We start from the raw sequence: 24,059 nt of genomic DNA, 5'->3' as shown, positions 1-24,059 counted from the left end.
CCTCGTGATTTCTGCTTCAGATTCTCTGATATGTTGGAAATCGTCCCTTGCACCGGCATTGAATTCGGCGCACTTCACGCGGCTATGAACGCAGCTTTCAGCGATTATCTGGTACCCATGGCCCTCACGCCGGATCGGTTTCGTCTCATGTTGCGCCAGCGCGGCTACGACGAGGATCTCTCCTGGCTGGCGAAATCGCAGGGCAGGGTCGTTGGATTCTGGCTAATCGGCTCAAACGGCGAGACAGAGCGAGAGGCCGCTTACGTGATCGCAACCGGTAGCCTCCCCGAGCATCGGGGTCAGGGGATAGCAACGCGGATTTTCGAATCAGTGTCAGGAAACCTCGCCACTCAAGGCATCGAAACTCTTGAGCTGGAAGTCATCGATCAAAACACTGCCGCGCGAAAGGCATATGAAAAACTCGGATTCACTGCCTGGAGAGAGGTGGTTTGCTTCAAGCTGCCTCTGCCGGAACCCGGCTCTTCGGCCCACATCCAGGTGACGGCCCGACCAATCCCGTTTGAGACGATACAACGTGCTGGCCCTATAGCATGGGACTGGCAGCCTACCTGGCAGAACAGTCTTGATGCGCTTGGCCGGATCAGAGACCACATCGAGATCCAGGGCGTTTACGTTGCGGAGAAATTAGCAGGTTACGGAATTGTCATCCGCCCGACCGCCACGCTCGCGCAGTTGGCCGTCCACCCGGAACATCGAAGGCAGACCATTGGGACCAGCATTCTTGCAGCCCTGTCGCTGCGGCTTGATACTGATAGTGTCCAGATCATCAATGCCGAGGCCTCTGATTCCGGTTTTGCCGCCTTTGTCGATAGATGTCAGGGAGTTGCCTCGACACGACAGATTGCCTTGTCGCTCAAGGTCTGAAAGAACAGAGAAGTCTCGCAACAAGGTGCCCTATGAGCCAATCGCCCGACCGTCCTTTGCCCACCTTTTCAGCCAGAGAAACCTTCTTCGGAACCGACAAGACCGGGGACGCCGCAATATCCATAGCGGGCGTACCGATGGACATCGCGACCACAAATCGCGCCGGGGCGCGGGACGGGCCCGCGGCGGTCAGACGCGCGAGCCGCATGGCCGGCGGGACCTATCCGGATCTCTGGCCCGATCTTTACAGTCTCGACTTCGCCGATGTCGGCAACTTCTCGCTCATGATGGGCAAGCTGGAGGAGTCCCTGGCGCTGATCGAACGGCAGGCCCTCGAGCATGACCACCTGATCTCCGTGGGCGGTGACCATCTCGTCACCCTGCCCCTGCTGCGCGCCGCGGCAAAAAAACATGGTGCGCCGCTCGGCCTGGTTCACTTCGACGCGCATGTGGATACCTGGGACGAGAACTACGGGGTACCCGTTACCCACGGGACCAACTTTCGCATCGCCATCAACGAAGGCCTCGTCGACCCCAAACGCATGATCCAGATCGGCATTCGTTGCCGCGTCGAGCCAGAAGTCTGGCAGTGGACCCTGGATCAGGGCGTGACCATCATCACAGCCGAAGAGGTGCATATGGGCAATCCCGCCGATGTCGCCGCCCGCATTCACCAGGTCGTCGGGAACCAGGACAAAACCTACCTGACCTTCGACATCGATTGCCTCGATCCCTCCTGCGCGCCCGGCACCGGCACGCCGGAAACCGGCGGTCTTTTAGCCTGGCAGGCCCGCTCGATCCTGACCCGCCTGGGCGGGATCAACTTTATCGGCATGGACGTGGTCGAGGTCGCCCCGGCCTACGACGTGGGTGAGATCACCGCCCTGAACGGCGCCTCGGTGATGGCCTTTTACATGGGCTTGCTCGCAGCATCAAAAAGTCAGGCAGAGTGATGCGCTACCCCATGCACGCATCACCAAGGATCATCGGGGCGGTCTTCTCGCGAATGATTTCGACCAGTTCAGGATCCATGAAAGCGTAGTCGTCTGGGATGTCGAGAACGTGAAGAGCCTTGAACCTCACCTCGTCACGAAACTCGGCTCTGATCCTGGATTTGTGTTTCTCTTCCATCACCAGTATCAGGTCGGCCCAGCGAATGTCGACGAGGGTCATTCGGCGCCGCGCGTTGCGGCTCGTACCGGTCGAGCGGACTTCGACGCCAGGCGTTTTACGCCAAACCTCTTCGCCTGTCGGACTCCGCCACTGATTGCGGCTGCAAACGAAAAGAGCATTCATGGATGCTGTAATCCTCTGGAGTTTGTCGTTACACCCGGTTGCGGCATCACTTGTATTCCGAGCCAGCACGGCGTCCAATCGTACCGAGTTTTGCTTCAGGCAGCTGGGAAAGAGTCAGGTGTGCCCGCCCGCCCATGCCACCGTCGATCATGAGAAGCCGGATCACATCGCCCAGCGCTTCCGCGGCCCGAAAAGCAGCAGGTCCGGACCCGAGGTCAACCGCCTTAAAACCAAGATCTTTCGAAAGTTCCGCGACCTGCGATTTGGCGCTTGCGCTGTCGCCTGCGATGAAGGTCTGGGCATTGGAAGCTTCGAGGCTGGCCGGATCGGTATCGAAGCTTTCCATGGCGATGGTGTTCCAGGCTTTCACCACAAGAGCGTTCGGCGCATTGACCTGCAGGCCTTCGGCAATAGCATGATCAAACCAGGCGCCGTTGCGCACTTCCTGGCTATAATCGCGATTATTCAAGTCGATCACGATCTTGCCTTTTAACAGGTCGGGATTTTCAAGAACCTTCGACGGATCTTCTTCGCGTATCGTCCAGATCAGAATATCGCCATGAGCCGACGCCTCGTCATTCGTTCCGGCGCGGGCATTTGCCCCCGCCCGAGTGGCCGCGGCCTCGGCCTGTTGCGACCGCCGTGCACCAAACATCACGGAATGCCCAAGCTGGGCAAGCCGGACACCAAGAGCGCGGCCCATATTCCCCGATCCAATAACAGCTATGCGTTTCATCAGAATCTCCATCGAGTTGTTGCGATGGATCTAACTTGCGCCCGACAATAAATTCTTCCACAGTGAATATTATGAATGAAAAATTCACTGAAATTGAACTTAAAAAATATGACCTCAACGCATTGCTGGTCTTCACGGCGTTAATGCATGAGCGCTCGGTAACCAAGGCGGCAAAGCGGCTGCTGGTGGGTCCTCCTGCCGTCAGCATGACGCTCGCCAGACTTCGCGAGCTCTTCGACGACCCTTTGTTTGTGCGCGCAGGAAAGGCGATGGAGCCAACATCGCGCGCAGAGCGACTTTTCGCCCGTATCGGACCCGCGCTTGGAGAAATCAGCGATGTCATCAGAAGTCATAGCGGCTTCGATCCTGCTACATCATCCAGAACAATCCGCTTCGCTTCCCCCGACGACCTTGAGGTCGTGCTGGTTCCCGCGATTCTTGAGGCAATGGCCGACTGCGCGCCCGGTGTGAAGCTGGTGGTACGCTCAGCGGATTTCCGTAACGTCCCTGATCTGCTCGACGATGGCGAGGTCGATGTTGCACTGACAGCGACGCCACCCCAGCTTGAGAAACGCCATCGCTACCGCGTGATCTATGAAGATACGTTCACAGCACTCTACGATCCGGCGCAAACAGCAATCACATCGCCTGTTACGCTTGAACAATACATAGAGGTGCCTCAGATCCTGTTATCAACCAGAGGAGACTGGCGTGGACCGATCGACGACGCGCTCGCCACGTTCGGTCGAACACGGCAGGTCCTGGCCAGCGTGCCGAGATTCTCGACGATCCCCTTTATCCTGAAATCACGCTCGTCTCTGGTGAACATGCCAAGCAAATCAGCGAGTCATTACGCCAAACTCTATGGGCTCGCCACCTCGGCATTGCCTTTCTCCAGCCCACGCTTCAGCGTCTCCATTCTCTGGCATTTGCGCGCCGAACAGGATCCCGCCGTGATTTGGTTTCGCAACTTGACAGAATCCTGTCTGAAAAAACTGCTGTAACGGACATCGGCAGCAAGAAGCCGCCCGATCGCAGCGTCCGGCTTCTGTCGAACAGCAGGCTCGCGCCGGCGCTCGTAAAAACGGCGAACAGCTATAGCCTGTAATTCTGCAATTTCACTGCCGCATAGGCATAGCTCAATTCTGCCTCGTCAGGTTTGCATTCGCCCGATCTTGCTCTGTTCCGGACAAAATTGTGCTCATTCTGGACAATTTCAGCAATTGCCCTTCAATTTTCACTTTTTAGAAGGCTCAATCCACTCCGGCTCAAACAAAAATGAAAGGACCCGAGATGAAGCGTTACCCCAGTTACAAAGGGCCTTTCAGTGTGCGCGCCGTAAAGATCGCGCGGGTGGTCAGCGCGACTGGATGTCTCGTTCCGGACGAGACGTCGCTGCTCCCGATCTATGTTTCCGAACAATGGTTCGATCACAACAGCCCGGTTGATGGCGGGTATTATCTCGTGCTGGCAAACGGCACGACAGGCTACATGGAAGCGGAACTCTTCGAGAACGAGTTCACGCCCGACCACTGAGCCTCAAAGACTCTGATTTGCACAGGCTTACTGCGCCGTCCAGCCGCCATCGACCGGCAGAGTGGCACCGGTGATCGAGGCAGCGCTCTCCTGGCAGAGGAAAACGGCGAGTGCACCCAGGTTCTCGACCTCGACGAATTTTTTAGTCGGCTGGCCGGCCAGCATGACGTCGCGCTTGACCTCTTCCTCGCTGATGCCCCGCGCCTTGGCGGTATCGGGAATCTGGGCCTCGACCAGGGGCGTCAGAACGTAACCCGGCGCGATCGCATTGACGGTGATGTTCTGCTGCGCCACCTCGAGGGCCACGGTCTTGGTCAGGCCGGCAATGCCATGCTTGGCCGCCACGTATGCCGACTTGTAGGGCGAAGCCACCAGGGCATGCGCGGAAGCGATGTTGATCACCCGGCCCCAGCCCTTTTCCTTCATGCCCGGCAGAGCAGCCCGGATGGAATGAAAGGCCGAGGTGAGGTTGATCGCAATAATCGCGTCCCACTTCTCGATCGGGAACTCATCGATCGGCGCGACATGCTGAATGCCGGCGTTATTGACCAGAATGTCAGCTGAACCGAAGGTGCTTTCACAGCCCTTGACCATGGCCTCGATCTCGTCGGGCTTGAGCATATTGGCGGGCGAGTAAGCAACCTTGACCGCGTACTTTTCCTCCAGTCCGGCGCGAATCTTTTCGATCTCGGCGGCGTCGCCCAGGCCGTTGAGCATGACGTTCGCGCCCGCAGCCGCAAAGGCTTCGGCAATCCCAAGTCCGATCCCGCTGGTTGATCCGGTGACGACGGCATTCTTTCCGGTCAGCATATTCGTTTCCTCTTGCCTGGGGGTCGTGCCACACGGCCCCGCGCCAAATCAATTGTGCACCGCAATATTTGGCGAGCAGAGCCGTTCATGCAAGCTCCTTTTCACCTCCTGGGGCGGCCCGAAAGCGTTCGGGAAACCATCACCGGCCGCAGTGGATCTTTTCAAGATAATCCAGAACCGCGTCATCTTTATGATGCCCGATGACCGCGCTTGCTTCTGCCTTGACCGCGGCCGTGGCATTGGCGACCGCGACGGCGTTGTCGGCAGCCATCAGCATCTCCAGATCATTGGAGCTGTCACCAAAGGCCGTGGTTTCACGTATGTTGACGGCCCGCTCCTCGCGAAGATGGCTGAGGAGCCGCTGCACGGCATGGCCTTTGTTCGCCCTGGGAGCCGCAATTACGATCTCCCAGCCGCCGGCATAGTGATTGGCATAGGTCACAATCAGAACGTCCGGGATGCGGTCGGCAACGGTCGAGGCAATCTGGTCAATCTCGGTTTTCGTGCCGAGATAAACGAAGCAAAAGACATCTTCCATATCCGGATTGGCGGCGATGGGATCCTCTGGCGCGTCCTTAAGCCGGGGGTCGCCATAATGGACTTTCTCATCGTAAAACCACTGCATTCCCGTGTTCTGCAGCGGCGGGACAAAGAGCGGGTTTTGATCGCCGATCAGACCGGAAACATAAGGCGCAAATCCCTGCTCCGCGAAACAGTCGTTGATGCTTCGGGCGGCCGCCATGCCCAGACCATAGTGCTCAAGAATATGGCCGCTTTGCAGGTCGCGAAGGATGGCACCGTTTAACTCGATCACGGGCAACTCGAGCGCAACGCCGCTGAGCAAATGCCTGATCGAGGGTGCGGACCGGGCGGTCGCAACTGTGAAAATCAGGCCGTCGGCAATCAGGTCGTTCAGGCGCCGGGTGGCACGGGAAGACAGCGTTCCGTCCGCCCCCAAGAGCGTGAAGTCCAGATCGGAAACAAACAACTTCAACGAGGCACTCCGTTCTGCACTGCCGCGCCGTGAGATCGCACGATCTTTTGCATCAAGTCATGGTCTTCAAGCTTCGCAGAGACTTTGTCAAAGGCTTTCAGGCAGATCACGCATCTGTTGCTCAAAGGACCCGGGCACCAGCGCTCTGACGGCCGTGCCGATTGGAAGTTGCAGGCTTCTTCAATTCAGAGTTTGCGCCAAAAGCTTTTTTGTCGGGAAATTTGCCGAGAAGCCCGGAATTCAGCCGATTGTTAGCCTTCAAGTAATCTTCTGGGCACTTACTCATAACCGAACACATGCGTTTACCCAAACCCCGGGGCGTTTCCGGCGACGACAGCCGCGACGCGCTTGAACCGGCTCTGGGAACGTTAGAGACCTCGGCGGACGGAATTTGATGACACAGGACAACCAGGGCGTACAAAACAAGGTGATCTTCTCCGGCCTCTTCGGTGCGGTGCTGGCGCTGCTGGTGGCCGGTGGCATCTTTACCGCCAACATCACGGCAAACCAGATTATCGCGGCCCAGGCGGAGAGAACATCCCTGGCGTGGGGAGCTTACATCAGTTCCGAGCTTACGCGGATCGACGCGATCGCCGCAGGCGCGGAACTTACCGGGGACGAAAGAAGCTTCCTCCTGGGCGTGAGCCGCTTCGGTGACGTCTTCCGCTTTAAGATTTTCGACAGGGAAGGACAACTGAGCCTGATATCGGATCACCTGGGCACCACGGCGCCCAGCGCGGGTGATCTGGGCACCCACAACAAGAAGGCCGCGTCAGTGCTCGCCAGCGGCCGCCCCTACACCGAGGTCGCCAGCGGTCTGGAAAAGCCCGACCGGCCCGATGTTTACGTCGAGAGCTATATTCCAATTGTCCGGGACGGGAACACCGTTGCCATTGCAGAGGTCTACGTCGATCAGTCCACGCAGGCGGCCACTCTGACTGCGGAGTTTTGGGAACTCGGCCTCCAGCTCGTGGGTTTGACCCTTGCCGCCTTCCTTCTACCCTTTGCGGCACTGGGCATCCTGCTCCGCAAACAGCGGCATCAAAACAGTCTTCTGGCGGAAGAACGCAACAAGGCCCTCAGTGCGGAGCGTGCCAAGTCAGCTTTCGTTGCGAACATGAGCCATGAGATCCGCACACCGCTCAATGGCGTGCTCGGGATGGCAAGCCTGCTCCTGGATACAAAGCTCGACGACAATCAGCGCCACCAGGCCAACACCATCCTCTACTCGGGCGAATCGCTGCTGACGATCCTCAATGACATTCTGGACTTCTCGAAGATCGAAGCGGGGAAACTCGAACTGGAGGATACCGAGTTCGAACTGCTCCCCATGCTCGACAGCGCCGTCGAACTGCTCTCGCCCCAGGCCCACGGCAAGGGCCTGGAGATCCCGACTTTTGTCGCGGCGGACGTTCCCAGCGCCTTTATCGGAGACGAAGGCCGTATTCGCCAGGTTCTGCTCAACCTCATCAGCAACGCGGTGAAGTTCACTGATGACGGCGGCGTCTCCATCGAGACCGCTGTGCGCCTGGAAACCGCGCCCTCAAAGAACGGCTCGTTCGACCCGGTTCAGGACGACAGTGTCGTGTTACGTTTCGAGGTCGCCGATACCGGCATCGGTGTGCCGGCCGATATGCAGGAAAAACTCTTCCAGGAATTCTCTCAGGCCGATGGTACGGACAAGCGCGCGCACGAAGGCACCGGTCTGGGGCTCGCTATCTGTAAACGCCTTGTCGGGCTCCTGGATGGCGAGATCGGCTTCGAGCCGCGCGAAGGCGGCGGCAGCCTTTTTTGGTTCACGGTCGGCATCAAGCGCCAGGAGAGGTCGTCCAGCTGGGCCGAAGATGTCAAAGACCTGATACAGGGCCAAAAGTTCCTGGTGGTCGACGACAATCACGTCAACCGGGCGGTCTTTGAAAAGCAATTGCTCGCCCTGGGTGCCGATGTGACCCTGGCCATCAATGCGGAGACCGCCCTTGCGAAGTTGCGTGATGCGCAAGCCCACGGCAAAGCCTTTGATATTGCAATTATCGATCACTTCATGCCCGTGACCGACGGCTTGGATCTTTGCAGTATGATCCGCGCTGTTCCTGAGCTGGAGACCATGCGCCTGATCTTCTCTTCCTCCTCCGGGCAGTATAACTCCAACGCCCTCGCCCGCGCGCAGGGCTTCCATGCCGCTCTTCCGAAGCCGCTGCGTCCAGGCGCGCTGCTGCGCTGCGTCCGCGACGTCTTCAGTCACGAGGCCGCCCCGGTCAGTCCAGGGAAGACCCAACCCGCAGACGCCGAAGAACCTGCAGGCGCCGAGGCAGCCGAGAGCCAGCAACTCAACCTGGGACTCCCAGGCCAACAGCTGGACCAGGCGCAGCCGAAATCGAGAGAGAAACCGGAAAGCGACGCTGGTTGCGGACCGCAAGAAGTGCAAAACGCCAGGGCCCGCATCCTTCTGGCCGAAGACAATCACGTCAATCAGAAGGTCGTGCGCGAAATGCTGTATGGCGAGGGTTACAGCGTGACGGTCGTCGCCAATGGCGCAGAGGCCATTCAGGCCGTCCGGGATCTGCCCTTCGACGTGGTCCTCATGGATGTTCAGATGCCGGAAATGGACGGCATGGAGGCGACGCGCAGAATCCGCCAGCTCGGGAAAAATGCCGCATGCCTGCCGATCATCGGCGTCACCGCCCGCGCTCTGAGGGGGGACCGCGAACGGGTCATGCAGGTCGGCATGAACGATTATATGACCAAGCCGATCAACCGGGTGGAACTGATCGAAAAGATTGCCTACTGGACCGAAAGTGCGCGCGATACGCCCTGTCCCTCGATGGATGAGGACGAAGATTTGCATCAGACGCCGCGCAAAGACGCCAGTGCCTGACGCCAGTGCCTAACCCGGGATGGGGCCGGATCTGACGGGCCGGATTCGGCGGAACGGGTCTGGCGGAACGGGTCTGGCGGAGAGGATCGGATCAGAGCACGCCGTCAGATGACTTTCGGCACGACGTAGTGGTAGATCGAGAAGAAGTGGAAACCGGCGGCGGCAACCACGAAAAGATGCCAGATCGCGTGACCAAAACGCAGTGACTTCCAAAGATAGAAGATCACGCCGATGGAGTAGGCCAGGCCGCCCGCGACAAGCAGTGCAAGCCCCGTCGGAGCCAGGAGCCCGAAGATCACTTCGCTGATGTAAAATACGGGCAACCATCCCATCGCGAGGTAGAAGACATAGGCGAACCTCTCGTAGCGCTCGCTGTGACCGATCACGAAGGCGGCCATCTGAACGGTGATGCCGGCAAATGCCAGAGACCAGATCAGCGCCAGAAGCTCCCACCCTTCGCCGTCGGGCATCAACAGACAAAAGGGTGTATAGGTGCCCGCAATCAGCAGGTAGATCCCGCAATGATCCAGCGCGAGCAGAAATTGTTTCAATCGGGGGCGCAGGACGGCGTGGTGCAGGGTCGAGAAGAGAAAGAGAAAAATCAGCGCCGCTCCGTAAACCGCTGCGGCGGCGAAGCTGCCGTCACGCCCGACACTCTCGGCCTGCATCATCAGAAAGATCATGCCGGTCACGCTGAGCAGCGCGCCGAGACCATGGGTCGCGGCGTTCAGACGTTCTTCTTCGCGTGAGAAGGTTTCGATGTACATCTTGGAGAGTCTATCCGCGAAGTGTGAAGATATCTTGACGTCCATGTGGCACTTAAGCTGGCGCCGGGGCTTAAACATGTGGCGCTTGAGTTGGCGCCGGGACCTATCGGTGCCTACTCTAGATGCTCGTACCCTTTCACCTGAGGCGCCGTGCGCAAGAATACAACAGCGATCAGGGCGGCCGCCAGTGGCAGGAGCGACAGCAAGCGCAGGGTCATGACCGGATCACCCCAGAAATCGAGGGCGTAAGACACGGGAACCGGCCCGACGGACGCGCCGACCACCGCCACCATTTGCCCGGTTCCCTGAATGCGTCCCAGGTTCAAACGTCCGAAGTAGCGAGGGAAGATATATCCGAACAAGGTCATCGAGAACGCGTTGTTCAACCCGAACGCAAGGGAATAGGCCAGCAGCGTCGGGACTGACGTGACAAAGGTCACAGCGGTCAGCGTCGTTGCCTGAACACAGAGTGCCGCCGCAAACATATAGCGTGTGCGGAAGCGGTCGAATCCGCGTCCGACCAGCGGCATGGCCAGGACCATGGAGATCGCGGTGAACCAAAACCCCAGGGTCGCCCATTTGGCTTCTAGTCCTTGGGAGGCCAGAATATTGTATTGATGAAAATGCAGGGTCGTGACCAGGCCGGAAATCATGAAAAGGCCCGTCGCAACGATGTAAAAGCTCGGGTGATGCAACGCTTCGGCCAGAGTGGCGCCGCCAAGGGCCGGCACGTGGCCTCCCGCCGCTTCCGGTTCCTGCGTATTATCCGGGCGAAGCCCTAGATCCTCAGGTTTGTCCTCCACCAGCAGAAACAGCAGCGGCAGCATCATTACCCAGGTCATGACACCCAAGCCGATCCAGGCCTCCCGCCAGCCGAAGGCTTCGATCAGGACTCTTGCCAGGGTGGGATGGATCGCCATGGAGGCTGCAAATCCCAAGGCCATCAGACCCATGGCAAAGCCGCGCTTGAGCGAAAACCATTGGGCCACCAGGTTCGCTGCCCCCAGCATCATCGATCCCTGGCCGAAAAACCGCAGCAGTCCGAAGCCGGCCACCAGCCAAAGGAAGTTGGCGGCCGCGCCAAAGAAGAGACAGGCAAGCCCGAGCGCAAGCGAGACCCCCATCAGACTGCGCCGCGACCCAAAGCGCTCGACCTGCCGCCCGAACAGCGGCAGCAAAGAGGCCGCGCCCACTGTGGCCAGGGAATAGGCAAAAGCCAGTTCAGTGTTGGTGATGCCGAGATCGGCGGCGATCAGCGCGTTGAAGGCGCTGAAGGTATGGGACTGTCCAGGTCCGCTGGCGAAGATACTGAAACCGGCGACGAACACCATGATCCAGCCATAGAAGACCCGCCGGTTCACAGACTGCGCCAGCGCCTGACGGCCCATCATACGCTCACCCGCCCCTCGATCACCGACCCCTCGCTCATTGCGCCCCCCTACTCTGCCGCATTGATCCGAAATCCATAGCACAAATTCTTCCGCTCCGCCGGAGGCAGCGTTTAGATCAACGAGCGGGCAACCGATGCAGATTTTTCAGAAACGGCCTTGAAAATCATTGATTTCGCGCACTGCGCGCAACACATCGGAAGGGACACGCTAATCGGCAGTGAGTTGAATGAGCACCCGGATCGAACCGATAAAGAGTCTCCCGCCGCAAGTCGCCGCGCAAGTGGCGGAACGCGCGCGAAATCTGCATGCCTGGCTGGTTGGCGATGCCCGTTTCATTGACGATCCGGACCTGGTTGTCGAGGGTTTTGTACAACGCCTGATCGACAGCGGCCTGCCACTGGACCGAATGTCGAGTGCGATCCCGACGCTCTATGCCGTGCGCAGCGGCCTGGGCCGGAACTGGAACCGGGAAGACGGCGTGACAACCCAGGAATTCCCCTGGGACAGTGAAGAGATTTATCAGGACAGTCCCTTCTACAAGGCGCATCAGACCCGGGCCTGGGTCAGTTTCCGTCTTGATGAAATCGACGATAGCGCGTTCGGCATCGTGTCCGAACTGCGCAGTGCCGGCTTTACCGATTACATCTGCATGCCGGTCTTTTTTCGGGATGGCACCGAGGGTGGTTTGACCTTTGCGACGCGCAGCCCGGCCGGCTTCTCGGATGCGGACATGGCTCTGCTGCACGCCATCGAGGACGCCATGGCGCTTCTTCTCGACCTGAACCGGGTCTGGATTCTGCTGCGCGAGACGCTGCGTATGTACGTCGGTGACGAGCCGCAAGCACGTATTCTCTCGGGTCAGGTTCGGCGCGGCGACGTGGTGCATATCCGCTCCGCCATCGTCTTTGCCGATATGCGCGGCTTTACCGCCCTGTCGGGTCAGATGAGCGGTGAGGATACCGTCGCCTTGCTCAACCGCTACTTCGACTGCGTCGTCCCGCCCATCGAGGAAACCGAGGGCGATGTTCTGAAATACATGGGCGACGGCGTGCTGGCGATATTCCGTGCCGAGGAAGACGGCAAGAGCGCCTGCACCAAGGCCCTCGCCGCGGCACGGGAAATTCTGGAGCGCGTCGAAAAGGACAGGGCCCAAGCCGACCCCTCAGCGCGTTTCGATATCAAGATCGCGCTCCATTTCGGTGCGGTTGCTTACGGTAATATCGGTTCCGGCGCGCGTTTGGACTACACGGTCGTGGGTGGCAGCGTGAATCTTGCGAGCCGCCTTGCCGACCTCGCAGGCAATCTCGACAAGCATATCCTCGTCTCGTCGGACTTCGCGGAACGGCTGCCGGAACAGGCATTCAAGCCGATGGGCGAACACAGCTTGCGCGGTGTAGCCGAGCCGCAAAAGGTCTTTGCACCTGTGGCATAAGCACAACTCTCGGACGGAGCGGGTTTTGCCGACCCTCATGTCAATAAGCGCGTGTCACCTTCAATCAACGGGATGGTTTCGAAGACAGATCCAGAAACACCTGGAAAATTGGTTTCTCGGCCTTGCCCCAGGCTCACGCGCGACGCATGAGACACTGTGCCAGCGCGAGTTTGGCGTTGGAGCGACTGATATCGTGGGCTTCGTCTTCTTCCAGCGCCATCGCCGTCGCAACCCCCAGACCGGCCCCGCCCTCGACGCTCTCCAGCAAAACCGCCTGCCCCCAGGTAAGACTGATGACCGAAACCTCGAAGTCGCGGCGCACCATGAGCACGCAGGTTGCGTCGTTGATCGAACCAAGGCTGGAGAGTTTTAAGGGTTCGATCCAGTGGGCATGCCAGAGTTGCGCGACCGCATAGTCGGATACAAAAACCCGCGCGGCGGGAACCAGGGAGAGCTCTAATCGGATCAGGGCCTCCTCCGACAGTCCGGTGAAGTCATCCTGTGTCATTGCCGGCACCTCCGCCGCATGACGGACCTGATGCATGTCCCATTCGAATGCCGCCATATCGGCGAGATACGGCAGATCCCGCACTGCCGGATAACGGGCGATGAAACCGGGAAAGGCGTCACCGTAATCCATGATCACGGGTGAACCGGGTGGTTCGGCAAGGATAAAATCCCGTGCCATGACAGCAAAGAACTCCGCGCCGACAAGGGCCTCGACCGTCGGATAGACATCCATCAGTGCTCTGCGGGTCGCATTGAAAAAGTTATTGCGATGAATAGCCAGCGCGGGATGCTCCGACATGGCCTCCATGACGGGTTCCAGCCCCGGCGGCGCGAGCAGGGCCTCGCGCCACTGCACCTGAAGTTCAGACAGCGATAGCATGCTTGGCCGCCTTTGGTTCAATTGCATCGATACAAGCCTGCGCCTTTGCCGCCTCGTCCAGCAAGCGGTCCAGCGCGGGGACATCGGTATCCCATTCGATCAGGGTCGGCACCGGACCGCTGCAAGACAGCAGGTCGGCATACAAAGCCCAAACCTCTGAACAGACTTCACTGCCATGATCGTCAATCAGGACCCGGCTGCCATTCCATTCGCTTTCCGTATGGCCGGCGAGATGAACTTCATCGACCCGCGACAGATCGATCGCCTCGAGATAGCTCTTTGCATCGAAGTCCAGGTTGTTGGCGCAGATGTAAATGTTGTTGAGATCGAGCAGCAGACCACAGCCGCTGCGCCGTGCCAGCTCGTTCAGGAATTCCGTCTCATCCCGGTCGCTCTCTCCCAGCGGAGAGTATTGGGTGGGGTTTTCGATCAAAATGCGCCGCCCCAACCGGTTCTGCACCAGATCGACCGAGTTGCAAAAGCTGTTCAGGCTGGCCGAGGTGTAAGGCAGCGGCAGCAGGTCGTTGAAAAAAATGCCCCCACTGCTGGTCCAGGCAACATGGTCGGAGACCTGAAAGGGCTCATAGCGCTTCACCAGTTGCGCAAGTCGCTCCAGATACGCCAGATCCGGGCCTTCCGCGCGGCCCAGCGATAGTCCGACGGAGTGAAACGAGAGAGGATAGCGCTCGGCAATCTGGGATAGCGCCCGATGGTTCTCTCCACCCGCGTTCATGTAGTTTTCGGGGTGCAGTTCAAACCAGCCGATCGGCAGGTCCCGTTTTAGAATCTCGTCGTAGTGCTGGGACTTTAGGCTGACCCCAACCGCGGGATCCGGAAAACTCATGCTTTTCATGCCTAATCAACTCCCTAAACGGCGGTGCGTAACGCCTGCATCAAAGTGCCCTGCCAGCGGTTTGTTGCTGCGCCAGTCCTTGCCGGCGGTTTCGCTGGGCGTCGCCATGCCGTCGCACGAGACCACTCACCCTCCAGAAACCTCTCGACGAGCTCAATCCAGGATGGAATTGAGTGAACCTGAGATGGATACTATGGCGAGAAGGCTAAATATCCGTTTATTTTCAACATACTTAACGAAAATTTACCGAACGGCGCCGGGAGTCCGCAACGAGCCTGATCGGCACTCCTTTTCGCGAATCGGTACCTCTAGAGCAGATCCGGTTCAGATGGAATCGCCTTCGGCGATCCGTCGTACCGGTGAATCTGCTCTTATTATAAGATGTAGAGCGGGTTCACATGTTTTAGCGAAAACACAGAGTGTTTCCGTTAAAACATGACGCGCTCTAGAAAGACCCGTAACCGGCTCCTGCCGCAGAGGGAATACCTGCCTTCGCGCTCCTTTACGAGGAATGCGTTCTCTGGAAAGCACCGGTTCTTAAGGGAGGAAGGTTTCAGCGTCTTGCATGGAATGGCGTAACAGCCAACGCCGACAGGGCCAGCGGATCATGCCCGAGAGCCTCTCCAGGTCGGCCATTTCAATGACTTTCCAGACAAAAAGCCGCAGAGAAAATCAGTCGCCCGGCTGCTTCGGCTTGGGACCGGGTTTTTGACGCATAAGCGGCCGCTTCAAGCGTTTTTCAAGACGCTTGGTGAAGCGGTCGGAGCCCAGCGGGCGGCCGGTACGTTCAGCCGCCTCGATCACATCGAGTTCATCCTGATAGAGTCCCTGGCGCATAAAGTCCCGCCACGCGTTCTCGCCGGGTTCGGAAACCCGTGTGATCAGGGGATCGACCTTCACCACGTCATCATCTTGGCCTGCAAGATGCGCCCGCAGGCTGGACCATTTCCAGTCGCGCGCCCGGCGGACCAGTCCCTCTCGGACCGGAGCCGTCTCGACGTAGCGTGCGCAAGCGAGCAAATGGTCTTCATCCATCGGGAAGGACGCGAAGCGCCCCTGCCAGAGGTATCCCCGCCATCCTTCGCGCTGGTTCACATGCCAGGTATAGCGCCGGTGCGCTTCCCCGAGCGCGGCCCGCAAACCGTCCGGGTTCGACGGCACCAGGATCAGGTGCACATGAGTGGGCAGCAGGCAATAAGCCCAGACCTTTGTCTTTGCCGCATTGCAGCCTTCCGCCAACAGCTCGCAGTAATCCGCGTAATCCTGCTTGCCAAAGAAGACGTCCTGTCCACGATTGCCCCGCTGGGTTACCAGATGCGGCATCCCCGGTGCGACGACTCTTGCTAGTCTTGCCATTGGAGAAGACTAGCCCTTGGCCGGCGTATCGTCAATTTTTCATTGTGTCCCTAGGTTGGGAACTCATATTCCTTGATGGCCTTGCAACGAGTTAGCCCTGTGGCGAAAGCTCAGAGTCCCCAGGGACCACGCCGCCGCGACCAATCCGCCCAGAATTTCGCGACTTCCGCGAAGGCACTGTCCGAAGAGAGCCCGACATCGCGCAGCAGGCGGTCATCTCCCCGCTCCAGCAGCTTTTTGAGTGCCGGGTCGAGGGGCCGCAGGACCGTGGGTGCTTTGGCTTGTCTTCCGGAGTTCGCTTCGTCCGATACAGGCGTCCGCGCGGAATGATCCCGCTCAGTCTGCTCCGTCTCGTATTCGTCCCGCTCGGCAGGGCCGAACCAATCGCTGACCATCGTCATGACACCCTCCGCTCCTCATCGGTCCCTTGTGTCGGGCCTGACGTCCGGCCCCTTCAACTCAAAATAGGATCGCCTTTGACATTTGTGAAACGAATATCCATGATGACTGACATAAACAAATGGAATGCCTTTCTCATGAGCCTTCAACTTGAGAGCGACCTTTTGCGCAGTTTTGTCGCCGTCGCTGAATCACGGAACTTCACGCGGGCCGCAGACAGTCTCGGCCGCACCCAATCCGCGGTCAGCATGCAGATGAAGCGCCTGGAGGAACTGGTTGGCGATCCGCTGTTCGAGCGCGGCCCGCGCGGCGTCACCCTGACCCGCCGGGGCAACGACCTGCTGGTAAACGCGCGGCGGATCGTCGATCTGCTCGACGAGACGGCCGCCTCCCTCACCGCGCCGGCACTGGATGGGCAGGTGCGGATCGGGATCCCTGAGGAATATGGCGCCCTGGTCCTGTCACGCGCGCTGGGGAATTTCGGCAAGCTGCACAGCAACGTCGAAATTATGGTCCGCTACGGCTGCTCTTCCGTGAATAAGGAGATGCTCGAGCGCGGCGAACAGGATCTCACAGTGGTCTTCGAGTGGCAGGGGACTCCGCGCGGCGAGGTTCTGATGGTCGATCCGACCGTTTGGGTTACCTCGGATCAGCACCGGGTCCATGAGCAGTCACCGATCCCGGTCGCCCTCTACGAGAATTCCGGCTGGTGCATGGAATTCGCCCTGCGGTCCCTGGAAGCAGCAGGCCTTCAGTCTCTTGAGAACCATGGACACAGCTATCGCATCACCTACCGCAGTGACACCAACGGCGGCCTCAAACTTGCGGTCTCGTCCGGCCTCGCGATCGCGCCCCTCTCACGCAGCAACATCCCGGAAGGCTGCCGCGAACTCACCGAAGCCGAGGGTTTCGGCGACATCGATTCCTCCAATGTGGTGATGTACTTGCGCCGCAACGAATCCCGCGAGGCCGTTCTTGCTATGGCCGACGCCATCCGCGAGGCCTTCCGGGCGAGCATCTCCTCCGCCTAGAGTCCAATCGCTTTTCACGGATTCATGAGCTAAACTCATGTGTCTCATGACGGGTGCGGTATCGCGCGCCCTGACTTTAAATCACCGCAGGAGAAGCATTGCGCAACACGGCTGTCGCATGTTCGCAAAACCAAGTCGGTTTGCATTCCAGAATCAAAACAACAGAACACTCGGGAGGAAGAAAATGACGACGGAAGAGTTCAAGGAAACCGCCGAGCCGAAAACCCCGGCCTCAAAACAGACCGCCTTTGACCGGCGGACGTTTCTGGCTGCGGCCGCAGGCGTGGCGGGCGTCTCCGCCATGGCTCCTGAGGCCTTTGCCCGCAATTTCGGCGAGGGCGCAGAACCTGTGCGCTACCCGGATCCGGATATCATCGGGCTGGATCCGCGCTTTACCGCCAAACTGGGCAACACACCGATCCGCCGTCACTACACCGGCACGCTCTGGGCGGAAGGCCCGGCCTGGAATGGCGTCGGGCGCTACCTGATCTGGAGCGACATTCCCAACAACGAACAGTTGCGGTATATCGAGGAAGACGGCCACGTCTCACGCCGCTTCCGCGCGCCCTCGGGCAATTCCAACGGCAACACCTTTGACTTCAGCGGCCGCCAGATCTCCTGCGAACACGGCAACCGACGCGTTGTCCGCTATGAATACGACGGGACCCTGACCGTCCTGGCCGATGGTTTCGAGGGCAAGGGCTTTAACGCCCCCAACGACGCGGTGGTCCACCCGGACGATGGCTCCATCTGGTTTACCGATCCCGGTTACGGCGGCCTGATGAACTACGAAGGCGAGCGCCTGAACACCGGCTCGGTCCAGCCCCTGCAGAAGGAAGCGGTGTACAGGATCGACGGTCAGAACGGCGGACTCACCAAAGTCACCGACGCGCCCTTCAAACCCAACGGTCTTTGTTTCAGCCAGGATTACAAGATCCTCTACGTCGCGGATACCGGCGTCTCCCACTATCCGGATGCGGAAAGCCAGATCTGGGCCTTCGATATTGACGGCGCGACCCTGAAAAACCCGCGCCAGTTTGCCTCGATGACCTGGGAAGGCAAGACCGGCTTCGCCGACGGCATCCGCTGTGACGAAGACGGCAACATCTGGTCGTCCGCGGGCTGGGTCGGCGACGGCTATGACGGCGTCCACATCTTCGCACCCAACGGCGACCGCATCGGCCAGATCCGCTTACCGGAAATCTGCTCGAACGTCTGTTTCGGCGGCACCAAGCGCAACCAGCTCTTCATGACCGCAAGCCAATCGCTCTACTCGGTCTTCGTTGAGACAAAGGGCGCGCACATTACCTGATTTTATAAGGCGTCATGGGCGAAGTCTGATGGCTTCACTCCCGGGCGGAGTGAAGCGGTCAGCTTCCGCTTTCCATCTGTCCCGGCAGATGTGCCTCGACCTGCGTGACGACCTGCTTCGCATTCGGCGCGGTCGATGAAGGGAACCAGCCGACAAGCGCGCCGTCGGGGGCGATCAGATACTTGTGAAAGTTCCAGCGCGGCTTTGCCTTCGCACCGAGCTCTTTTGCCGCCCAGCGGTAAAAGGGATGCGCATCGGCGCCCTTGACTTTCACCTTTGACGTCATGGGAAAATCAATGGCGAAGTTCACCTCGCAGAATTCTTTGATCTCGGCTTCCGTGCCGCGCTCCTGACTGCCGAAGTCGTTGGAGGGAACCCCAAGAACCACGAGGCCCTGATCGCGGTAATCGGACCAGAGGGCTTGGAGCGCATCGTATTGATGGGTAAAGCCGCAGCGCGACGCCGTGTTGACCACCAGGACCGCTTTCCCGCGGAACTGTTCCAGGGGCAGCGCTTCACCCTCGATGGAGATGAAGTCAAAACCGTGGGCATTTACCGGCGAAAGCGTTTCCGCGGCCGCCATTGAGGGCAGGAAGGCGATGGCGGCGATAAGTAAGCTTTTCATCTTCATGACCGAACTCTCAATCCAGGTTGCATCACGCCACAGGCTTCTTCGCGGCGCCGCGGTCTTGCGCTCTATCCCGGCTTTCAGCCGGAAGCGCGCGCTTTCCGGCGGGCCGGTGCAAGGCGTTTGAAGCGCGCTTTTCCGTTGCCTCGCGTTGACAGGATGATGAAAAGCGCCACAAGCGCTAAAGGAAAAAGTATTTTAATCATATATTATCTACGCTCATTGGTCGCAAATGGATCACTGCGCGCCCTCGTCGGACAACGGCGGGCGATCCAAAGACGCTCAGTCCGCGTATAGACTCGCGAGTTATGATGGAAACCCGCCGAGACCGCGGGAAAACAGTCCCCAACCTGGAGGCTCTCAAGATCTCGAACGCATCTATATCCGACGCAGACAACGGCAAGGTCACGGTGTTCTACGATGGCGCCTGCCCGCTCTGTGCCCGTGAGATCGGCTTTTACCGCGAGCGCGCGGGCGCAGAGGCGGTGACTTGGCTGGACGTCAGTGCCGTCGAAGACAGCGAAATCATACCCGGCCTCTCGAAGGATCAGGCGCTGGCACGCTTTCATGTGCTCGCCCCTGAAGGACAGCTGCACTCCGGCGGCGCGGCCTTCGCGCAGCTCTGGCAGGCCCTCCCCGGATTTCGGCTGCTCGGCCGGATAGGCCAGACGGCCCCGGCCGCCTGGGTGCTGAACCATGCTTACAACGGCTTTCTCAGGTTGCGGCCCCGGATCCAAGCCTGGTTTCGAAAGCGCGAAGGCGCGTGAAGCGCATGCTGCGCCGCGAGCGCCGCGCGGAGCGTCACCCAAGATAGGAAGCCCCAATCAGCTTGATAGAAAGCACCCGCGATTGATTGTGGTTTGCGTTTTCCTCCCCATCTGACTCCCTGACGCAGAGTGTGTTTACCGCCCGCGGCCCCCGTGAGAGCGGGAACAAGACTGCGCAGATGAATTTTAGCCGTCAAGAATCGGCAGTTAAGAATTGAACGAGGGAACATATGAATCCGCAGAGCCTTCTTGAACAGTTTCTTGGAACCGGCGCGGGCCAGGGCGCAGGCCAGGGTAATGACGCCGGTCAAGGCGGTCATCTCGCCCAGGGCATGGGCGGCGCACTCTCGAATGCAAAAGACAAGCTGGCCGGCAGCGGCGTGGGCGGCATTGCCGGCGGGTTGGCCGCGGGTGGTTTGATGGGTCTTTTGCTCGGCAACAAGAAAGCCCGTAAATCAGTCGGCAAGGTTGCCGGTGGTGTGGCAGCCTATGGTGGTGCCGCGGCCCTGGGCGCACTTGCGTTTCGGGCCTACCAGAACTGGCAATCGGGCCAAACGGCGGGCCAGGGCGCAGGACAAGCCGCCGGCCACTCCATGGGCCAGCAGGCCAACACGCAAATTCCACGCTCAGCGCCGCAGGCCCATCTGCCCCCTCCGCAAGAGCTTCCTATGGACTCGAAATTTCTGCCCGCCGCGGCACCGGCGCAGGACGGCCGCCCTTTCGAGCTCGCCATGGTGCTCGCCATGATCGGCGCGGCGAACGCGGACGGCCACATTGGCCCGGACGAACAACGCCACATTTTCGATCAGGTCGGCAAACTGCCGCTCGATGCCGAGGACAAAGCCTTCGTCTTCGATGCCCTGAGCAGCCCGCCGAGCCTGCAGGACATTGCCGGTCTCGCCAAGGGTCCGGAACAGGCCGCCGAGCTCTACCTGGTCTCGCGCCTCGCGATCGACCCGGACCACCCCATGGAGCAGGCCTACCTGGAGGCTCTGGCCAGCAGGCTCAACCTGCCCAAGGAGCTGGTCGCACATCTGGAGGCTCAGGTCGAGGCCCAGGCCAGCACAGTGCCGGTTTGAGTCCGGCCTCACAAACGCCCGGAGACTGGCTACAGGCGACCGGTTTCGGGCGCGACTTCGAGTGGCCTGTATGAGTCTTAATGAGAACGGCGGCTTTTCCAGGCCGCCGTTTCTGTTTCACTGCAACTGCACGAAACTGCGTCAGCGGCGCTTTCTGCGCGCAGCAAAGCCAAGACCGGTAAGGCCAAGGCCAAAGACCGCCAAGGTTCCAGGCTCAGGCACTTGAACCTCATTTTGCAGCCCACCTCGCAAGCGAACCTGAACGAGGCTCTCGTCAGAGGCATCCCAGCGTGTGCTGCATTCAGGTGAAGTCGCATCGAGCACAGTTTTGAAAAAAAAGTTGCAGCTGGCCCCTTCGTATAAAAACCACCCGGTTGGCTGAATTTCACCCGCCGTGAATGCGCCAAAAAACAAATTGAAGGGAGAGAGGAGTCCGCCCGAACCGTCTTGCCGGAGAAGCCCTGTATCAGCTTCGAAGTTGAAGTTAATGATAAAATTCTTGGTGCTGAAAATCGAGTAATCGCTTGTTGAAAAAGCATAGGTCTCGAGCGCTGTACCGTCAGGTTTGAACGCTGTCGCTTCGAATGAGAGAAGGTCTGGAAATTGAACGAGCGGCGACGCAGCCAGCGTCGAATCATCAAACGAGAACATGCCCGTCATGGAGTAGCCGCCATCGCCGGTCCAGGACATATCATAAGTCATTACTGTTGCACTGGCGCTTCGGCTCCAACTCACAGTGCTCAACCCGATTGCGATAACCGTAAAAAGTATTTTAAGTCTCATGTTCGATACCATCCCCAGTGTTGTATCAGCAGAATTCCACCTCTGCGGATACACTACCTTGGGTAGCTGTTCTTGGATAGTATCAATCGCTTACTTTTTCTCCTCAGGGTTTAGGGCCAGCGATCGGGATAAAGCGCGCGCGGAAACCCCGCCCGTCGCCAAGGTGACGGGGGAAAAACGCATCGATTCTATGGCTTTGGTGCTGCTTCCCGGGCGTTAGCAGGCACGGGCGTCTCAATGGGCGCCCCCTTGTCACCGGCGGCAACGTCTTTCTGCCCGCCCTCACCTTGCCCGGCCTCACCCTTCCCATCCTCTTCCCCGATAAAGTCGGGCACCGGCGGACATTCACGGAAGACGCGGGTCGTGCAGGTGGCACAGATATCCGGGTCCAGGTTGGCCACCAGCTTGGGCACCATCTCGGTCTTGCGGCGGAAAATGTGCTTGCGGCCGATTTCCCGGGGTACATGGAAGCGCGCGAGCTGGCGCCGGATCGGGGGATAACGCACACCGATGTAAAGATGCCCGCCACGGGCCTCGCGCCGTTTCGCCTCCTGGATCAACAGATCCGCACCGGCCAGATCGACACCAACCGCGCCGTCAAGCATCAGGCCGAAGTGCTTTTGTCCCGGGCGCTCTTGCTCTATCCGCCGGAATTCCTTCTCAACGAACTCCACCGCGCCGAAATAGAGCGAGCCCTGGAGCCGGGCAAAGACGGCCTGGGGGCACTCCGGCAGGTTCCAGAGGATCGGGCTCATGAAGGGCCGCCCGGAGACCTTGGCATTGGGTACGTTGATGGGCAGGCCGGGCCGCATGGAGCGCCGCAGGAAGATCGAGAGCGACAGGATCACGCCGACGTAGATCGCGAACTCCAGGTCGATAGCGACCACCGCGAAGAAGGTTGCGATCAGGACCACGGTGTCCGACGCACTCGAAGTCAGGATATGCCTGATCTCCTGGAAATCGATCAGCTTCCAGGCGACCAGCATGATCAGCCCCGCCATGGCGGGAATGGGGATCCGCTCGATAAAGGGCGAGATCGCAATCAGGATAATAAAGAGAAACAACGCCGAGAGCAGGGCCGCCACGGGGGTTCGGGCGCCAGACTCATAGTTTAAGGCCGAACGCGTAAAGGAGCCGGACCCCAGATAGGCGGAGAAAAACGACCCGCCGATGTTCGAGAGACCCTGACCGATGATCTCCTGGTTACTGTCCAACGGCTGCTTCGATTTGAGTGCGATTGCCCGCGCGATTGAGACCGCTTCCAGCAGGCCGATCAACGCAAGCGCAAAGGCGCCGGAGGACAAGGTTCGCAGGTCGTCGAGGGAAAAACTCGGTGCGGCAAACTGGGGAATTCCGGTGGGCACGCTCTGGACGAATTGAACCCCATGCTCCTCGGCATTCAGCACATAAGCAAGCCCGCTACCGAACACCAGGCCGATCAGGTAGTTCGGCCATCTCGGCCAGAATTTCTTGCTCAGCGCGGTGACAAGCAAGGTGCCCATCGCGATCGAGAAGACATAGGGATCCACATTCGGCAAGGCATGCCAGATCGCCGCCAAAAAGGCATCGATCTCTTCGGGCCGGGGCAGTTTCTGCCCCAGGAACCCGGAAACCTGGCTCAGCGCAATCAGGATCGCCGCACCGGCCGTAAAGCCCACCATGACCGAGTGGGAAACCAGACTGACCAGCTGTCCCAGACGGACCAGCCCCATAAGCAGCTGGAAAAGCCCCGCCAGCAAGGTGATGGTCAGGGCCGCCTGAATGTATTCTGCGCTGCCCGGTTCGTGAATACCGCTCAGGGTCGCGAAGACGACCACCGAGATCGCCGTGGTCGGTCCTGAAATCAAATGCCAGGAACTGCCGAAGATGGCGGCAATGACCGGGGTGACCATGGCCGCGTAGAGACCGTACTGCGGCGGCAGACCGGCAATCGCGGCAAAGGCGATAGCCTGCGGCAGAACCACGGCGGCATTGGTGAAGGCCGCCGCTGCGTCACCGCGCAGCGTTTCCCTGTTGATAAGCCCGACCCACAAGCGGAAGGGCAGAAGATTCTTGGCTTCGAAGGGCTGGAAAAACGGCTCTTTTTTGATCCTGGGCATCAGACGCTGGCGCCCCGGTTATTGAGGGAGGTCGCACCAGCTTGAGAGGCGGGCAGGATCGGGGTCGTCAGAGCTGAAATTTTGAAAAACAACATACCGCTGCCAGCACGCCCCCTTGGCCAAACCTCTTCAAAAAATGAT

The 24,059-nt window shown here is 59.4% G+C and carries 23 protein-coding genes; 10 read left to right on the top strand and 13 right to left on the bottom strand.

Annotation, left to right across the window (positions count from 1 at the left end):
• The first annotated feature begins 30 nt into the window (after positions 1-30).
• Together FKG95_RS24055 and speB are read left to right on the top strand one after the other, a co-directional pair.
• Positions 31-885, top strand: a complete 855-nt coding sequence (locus FKG95_RS24055) for a GNAT family N-acetyltransferase (RefSeq protein ID WP_179954256.1) — start codon at positions 31-33, stop codon at positions 883-885.
• 32 nt (positions 886-917) lie between these two features.
• Positions 918-1,838: an agmatinase gene (speB, locus tag FKG95_RS24050; protein ID WP_142898990.1), complete on the top strand. Its 921-nt coding sequence runs from the start codon at positions 918-920 to the stop codon at positions 1,836-1,838.
• Between the two features lie 4 nt (positions 1,839-1,842).
• Here speB and FKG95_RS24045 read toward each other — a convergent pair whose 3' ends face one another.
• Positions 1,843-2,181, bottom strand: coding sequence for a low molecular weight protein tyrosine phosphatase family protein (locus FKG95_RS24045; RefSeq protein WP_142898989.1), 339 nt, complete (start codon positions 2,179-2,181; stop codon positions 1,843-1,845).
• 46 nt (positions 2,182-2,227) lie between these two features.
• On the bottom strand, positions 2,228-2,917 hold the full coding sequence (locus tag FKG95_RS24040) for an NADPH-dependent F420 reductase (RefSeq protein WP_179954255.1): 690 nt from the start codon (positions 2,915-2,917) through the stop codon (positions 2,228-2,230).
• A gap of 71 nt (positions 2,918-2,988) precedes the next feature.
• Here FKG95_RS24040 and FKG95_RS24035 point away from each other — a divergent pair, with 71 nt between their 5' ends.
• Positions 2,989-3,921 (top strand): LysR family transcriptional regulator, encoded by a 933-nt coding sequence (locus FKG95_RS24035; protein ID WP_142898987.1) that lies wholly within the window; start codon positions 2,989-2,991, stop codon positions 3,919-3,921.
• Positions 3,922-4,210: 289 nt separating this feature from the next.
• On the top strand, positions 4,211-4,453 hold the full coding sequence (locus tag FKG95_RS24030) for a hypothetical protein (RefSeq protein WP_142898986.1): 243 nt from the start codon (positions 4,211-4,213) through the stop codon (positions 4,451-4,453).
• Positions 4,454-4,480: 27 nt separating this feature from the next.
• Here the strand turns inward: FKG95_RS24030 and FKG95_RS24025 are convergent, their stop codons facing one another.
• Both FKG95_RS24025 and FKG95_RS24020 read right to left on the bottom strand, forming a co-directional pair.
• Entirely contained in the window at positions 4,481-5,263 is a 783-nt protein-coding gene (locus FKG95_RS24025; protein ID WP_142898985.1) for a 3-hydroxybutyrate dehydrogenase, read from the bottom strand.
• A 139-nt stretch (positions 5,264-5,402) separates the two neighbouring features.
• Positions 5,403-6,257: an HAD hydrolase family protein gene (locus tag FKG95_RS24020; protein ID WP_179954254.1), complete on the bottom strand. Its 855-nt coding sequence runs from the start codon at positions 6,255-6,257 to the stop codon at positions 5,403-5,405.
• 394 nt (positions 6,258-6,651) lie between these two features.
• Here FKG95_RS24020 and FKG95_RS24015 point away from each other — a divergent pair, with 394 nt between their 5' ends.
• Positions 6,652-9,132, top strand: coding sequence for a response regulator (locus tag FKG95_RS24015; protein WP_142898983.1), 2,481 nt, complete (start codon positions 6,652-6,654; stop codon positions 9,130-9,132).
• A gap of 104 nt (positions 9,133-9,236) precedes the next feature.
• Here FKG95_RS24015 and trhA read toward each other — a convergent pair whose 3' ends face one another.
• Both trhA and FKG95_RS24005 read right to left on the bottom strand, forming a co-directional pair.
• On the bottom strand, positions 9,237-9,944 hold the full coding sequence (gene trhA, locus FKG95_RS24010) for a PAQR family membrane homeostasis protein TrhA (protein ID WP_179954253.1): 708 nt from the start codon (positions 9,942-9,944) through the stop codon (positions 9,237-9,239).
• Positions 9,945-10,012: 68 nt separating this feature from the next.
• Complete coding sequence (locus FKG95_RS24005; protein WP_218940348.1) at positions 10,013-11,290, bottom strand: MFS transporter; 1,278 nt, start codon at positions 11,288-11,290, stop codon at positions 10,013-10,015.
• Positions 11,291-11,516: 226 nt separating this feature from the next.
• Here FKG95_RS24005 and FKG95_RS24000 point away from each other — a divergent pair, with 226 nt between their 5' ends.
• The gene (locus tag FKG95_RS24000) at positions 11,517-12,722 is read left to right on the top strand and encodes an adenylate/guanylate cyclase domain-containing protein (RefSeq protein WP_142898981.1); all 1,206 of its coding nucleotides are present in this window, start codon (positions 11,517-11,519) and stop codon (positions 12,720-12,722) included.
• Positions 12,723-12,855: 133 nt separating this feature from the next.
• Here the strand turns inward: FKG95_RS24000 and FKG95_RS23995 are convergent, their stop codons facing one another.
• The 4 genes from FKG95_RS23995 to FKG95_RS23980 form a co-directional block, all read right to left on the bottom strand.
• A complete protein-coding gene (locus FKG95_RS23995) occupies positions 12,856-13,611 on the bottom strand; it encodes an HvfC/BufC N-terminal domain-containing protein (RefSeq protein WP_179954252.1) in 756 nt (251 codons plus the stop codon).
• A complete protein-coding gene (gene bufB / locus FKG95_RS23990; protein ID WP_142898979.1) occupies positions 13,595-14,464 on the bottom strand; it encodes an MNIO family bufferin maturase in 870 nt (289 codons plus the stop codon). Before bufB ends, FKG95_RS23995 begins: the two co-directional genes overlap by 17 nt.
• 672 nt (positions 14,465-15,136) lie before the next feature.
• Complete coding sequence (locus FKG95_RS23985; RefSeq protein WP_142898978.1) at positions 15,137-15,820, bottom strand: transposase; 684 nt, start codon at positions 15,818-15,820, stop codon at positions 15,137-15,139.
• A gap of 110 nt (positions 15,821-15,930) precedes the next feature.
• On the bottom strand, positions 15,931-16,221 hold the full coding sequence (locus tag FKG95_RS23980) for a hypothetical protein (protein WP_142898977.1): 291 nt from the start codon (positions 16,219-16,221) through the stop codon (positions 15,931-15,933).
• Between the two features lie 135 nt (positions 16,222-16,356).
• Here FKG95_RS23980 and FKG95_RS23975 point away from each other — a divergent pair, with 135 nt between their 5' ends.
• Positions 16,357-17,250, top strand: a complete 894-nt coding sequence (locus tag FKG95_RS23975) for a LysR family transcriptional regulator (protein ID WP_142898976.1) — start codon at positions 16,357-16,359, stop codon at positions 17,248-17,250.
• Between the two features lie 184 nt (positions 17,251-17,434).
• Positions 17,435-18,562: an SMP-30/gluconolactonase/LRE family protein gene (locus FKG95_RS23970; protein ID WP_142898975.1), complete on the top strand. Its 1,128-nt coding sequence runs from the start codon at positions 17,435-17,437 to the stop codon at positions 18,560-18,562.
• 58 nt (positions 18,563-18,620) lie between these two features.
• Here FKG95_RS23970 and FKG95_RS23965 read toward each other — a convergent pair whose 3' ends face one another.
• Positions 18,621-19,193, bottom strand: a complete 573-nt coding sequence (locus FKG95_RS23965; protein ID WP_425456775.1) for a glutathione peroxidase — start codon at positions 19,191-19,193, stop codon at positions 18,621-18,623.
• A 305-nt stretch (positions 19,194-19,498) separates the two neighbouring features.
• On the opposite strand from FKG95_RS23965, the gene FKG95_RS23960 reads away from it, so the two are divergent.
• Positions 19,499-19,957, top strand: a complete 459-nt coding sequence (locus FKG95_RS23960) for a thiol-disulfide oxidoreductase DCC family protein (protein ID WP_142898974.1) — start codon at positions 19,499-19,501, stop codon at positions 19,955-19,957.
• Between the two features lie 230 nt (positions 19,958-20,187).
• Positions 20,188-21,036, top strand: a complete 849-nt coding sequence (locus FKG95_RS23955) for a tellurite resistance TerB family protein (RefSeq protein WP_142898973.1) — start codon at positions 20,188-20,190, stop codon at positions 21,034-21,036.
• A 141-nt stretch (positions 21,037-21,177) separates the two neighbouring features.
• Here the strand turns inward: FKG95_RS23955 and FKG95_RS23950 are convergent, their stop codons facing one another.
• Positions 21,178-21,819 (bottom strand): PEP-CTERM sorting domain-containing protein, encoded by a 642-nt coding sequence (locus FKG95_RS23950; protein ID WP_179954251.1) that lies wholly within the window; start codon positions 21,817-21,819, stop codon positions 21,178-21,180.
• 188 nt (positions 21,820-22,007) lie between these two features.
• Positions 22,008-23,918: a SulP family inorganic anion transporter gene (locus tag FKG95_RS23945; protein WP_142898971.1), complete on the bottom strand. Its 1,911-nt coding sequence runs from the start codon at positions 23,916-23,918 to the stop codon at positions 22,008-22,010.
• Positions 23,919-24,059: the final 141 nt, after the last annotated feature.

The organism is Denitrobaculum tricleocarpae (genome assembly GCF_007004665.1).
GTDB lineage: Bacteria > Pseudomonadota > Alphaproteobacteria > Kiloniellales > Kiloniellaceae > Denitrobaculum > Denitrobaculum tricleocarpae.
Note: the sequence above shows the minus strand (reverse complement) of the source record. Positions and strands in the feature narration are given on the sequence as shown.

Coding starts and splice junctions, on each gene's coding strand:
- FKG95_RS23960 (WP_142898974.1), top strand. CDS start 19,499: ATGATGGAAACCCGCCGAGACCGCGGGAAAACAGTCCCCAACCTGGAG.
- FKG95_RS23965 (WP_425456775.1), bottom strand. CDS start 19,193: ATGAAGATGAAAAGCTTACTTATCGCCGCCATCGCCTTCCTGCCCTCA.
- FKG95_RS23985 (WP_142898978.1), bottom strand. CDS start 15,820: ATGGCAAGACTAGCAAGAGTCGTCGCACCGGGGATGCCGCATCTGGTA.
- speB (WP_142898990.1), top strand. CDS start 918: ATGAGCCAATCGCCCGACCGTCCTTTGCCCACCTTTTCAGCCAGAGAA.
- bufB (WP_142898979.1), bottom strand. CDS start 14,464: ATGAAAAGCATGAGTTTTCCGGATCCCGCGGTTGGGGTCAGCCTAAAG.
- FKG95_RS24055 (WP_179954256.1), top strand. CDS start 31: ATGTTGGAAATCGTCCCTTGCACCGGCATTGAATTCGGCGCACTTCAC.
- FKG95_RS24000 (WP_142898981.1), top strand. CDS start 11,517: ATGAGCACCCGGATCGAACCGATAAAGAGTCTCCCGCCGCAAGTCGCC.
- FKG95_RS24030 (WP_142898986.1), top strand. CDS start 4,211: ATGAAGCGTTACCCCAGTTACAAAGGGCCTTTCAGTGTGCGCGCCGTA.
- FKG95_RS23975 (WP_142898976.1), top strand. CDS start 16,357: ATGAGCCTTCAACTTGAGAGCGACCTTTTGCGCAGTTTTGTCGCCGTC.
- FKG95_RS24015 (WP_142898983.1), top strand. CDS start 6,652: ATGACACAGGACAACCAGGGCGTACAAAACAAGGTGATCTTCTCCGGC.
- FKG95_RS23980 (WP_142898977.1), bottom strand. CDS start 16,221: ATGACGATGGTCAGCGATTGGTTCGGCCCTGCCGAGCGGGACGAATAC.
- FKG95_RS23970 (WP_142898975.1), top strand. CDS start 17,435: ATGACGACGGAAGAGTTCAAGGAAACCGCCGAGCCGAAAACCCCGGCC.
- FKG95_RS23945 (WP_142898971.1), bottom strand. CDS start 23,918: ATGCCCAGGATCAAAAAAGAGCCGTTTTTCCAGCCCTTCGAAGCCAAG.
- FKG95_RS23950 (WP_179954251.1), bottom strand. CDS start 21,819: ATGAGACTTAAAATACTTTTTACGGTTATCGCAATCGGGTTGAGCACT.
- FKG95_RS23995 (WP_179954252.1), bottom strand. CDS start 13,611: ATGCTATCGCTGTCTGAACTTCAGGTGCAGTGGCGCGAGGCCCTGCTC.
- FKG95_RS24025 (WP_142898985.1), bottom strand. CDS start 5,263: ATGCTGACCGGAAAGAATGCCGTCGTCACCGGATCAACCAGCGGGATC.
- FKG95_RS24045 (WP_142898989.1), bottom strand. CDS start 2,181: ATGAATGCTCTTTTCGTTTGCAGCCGCAATCAGTGGCGGAGTCCGACA.
- FKG95_RS24005 (WP_218940348.1), bottom strand. CDS start 11,290: ATGATGGGCCGTCAGGCGCTGGCGCAGTCTGTGAACCGGCGGGTCTTC.
- FKG95_RS23955 (WP_142898973.1), top strand. CDS start 20,188: ATGAATCCGCAGAGCCTTCTTGAACAGTTTCTTGGAACCGGCGCGGGC.
- FKG95_RS24035 (WP_142898987.1), top strand. CDS start 2,989: ATGAATGAAAAATTCACTGAAATTGAACTTAAAAAATATGACCTCAAC.
- trhA (WP_179954253.1), bottom strand. CDS start 9,944: ATGGACGTCAAGATATCTTCACACTTCGCGGATAGACTCTCCAAGATG.
- FKG95_RS24040 (WP_179954255.1), bottom strand. CDS start 2,917: ATGAAACGCATAGCTGTTATTGGATCGGGGAATATGGGCCGCGCTCTT.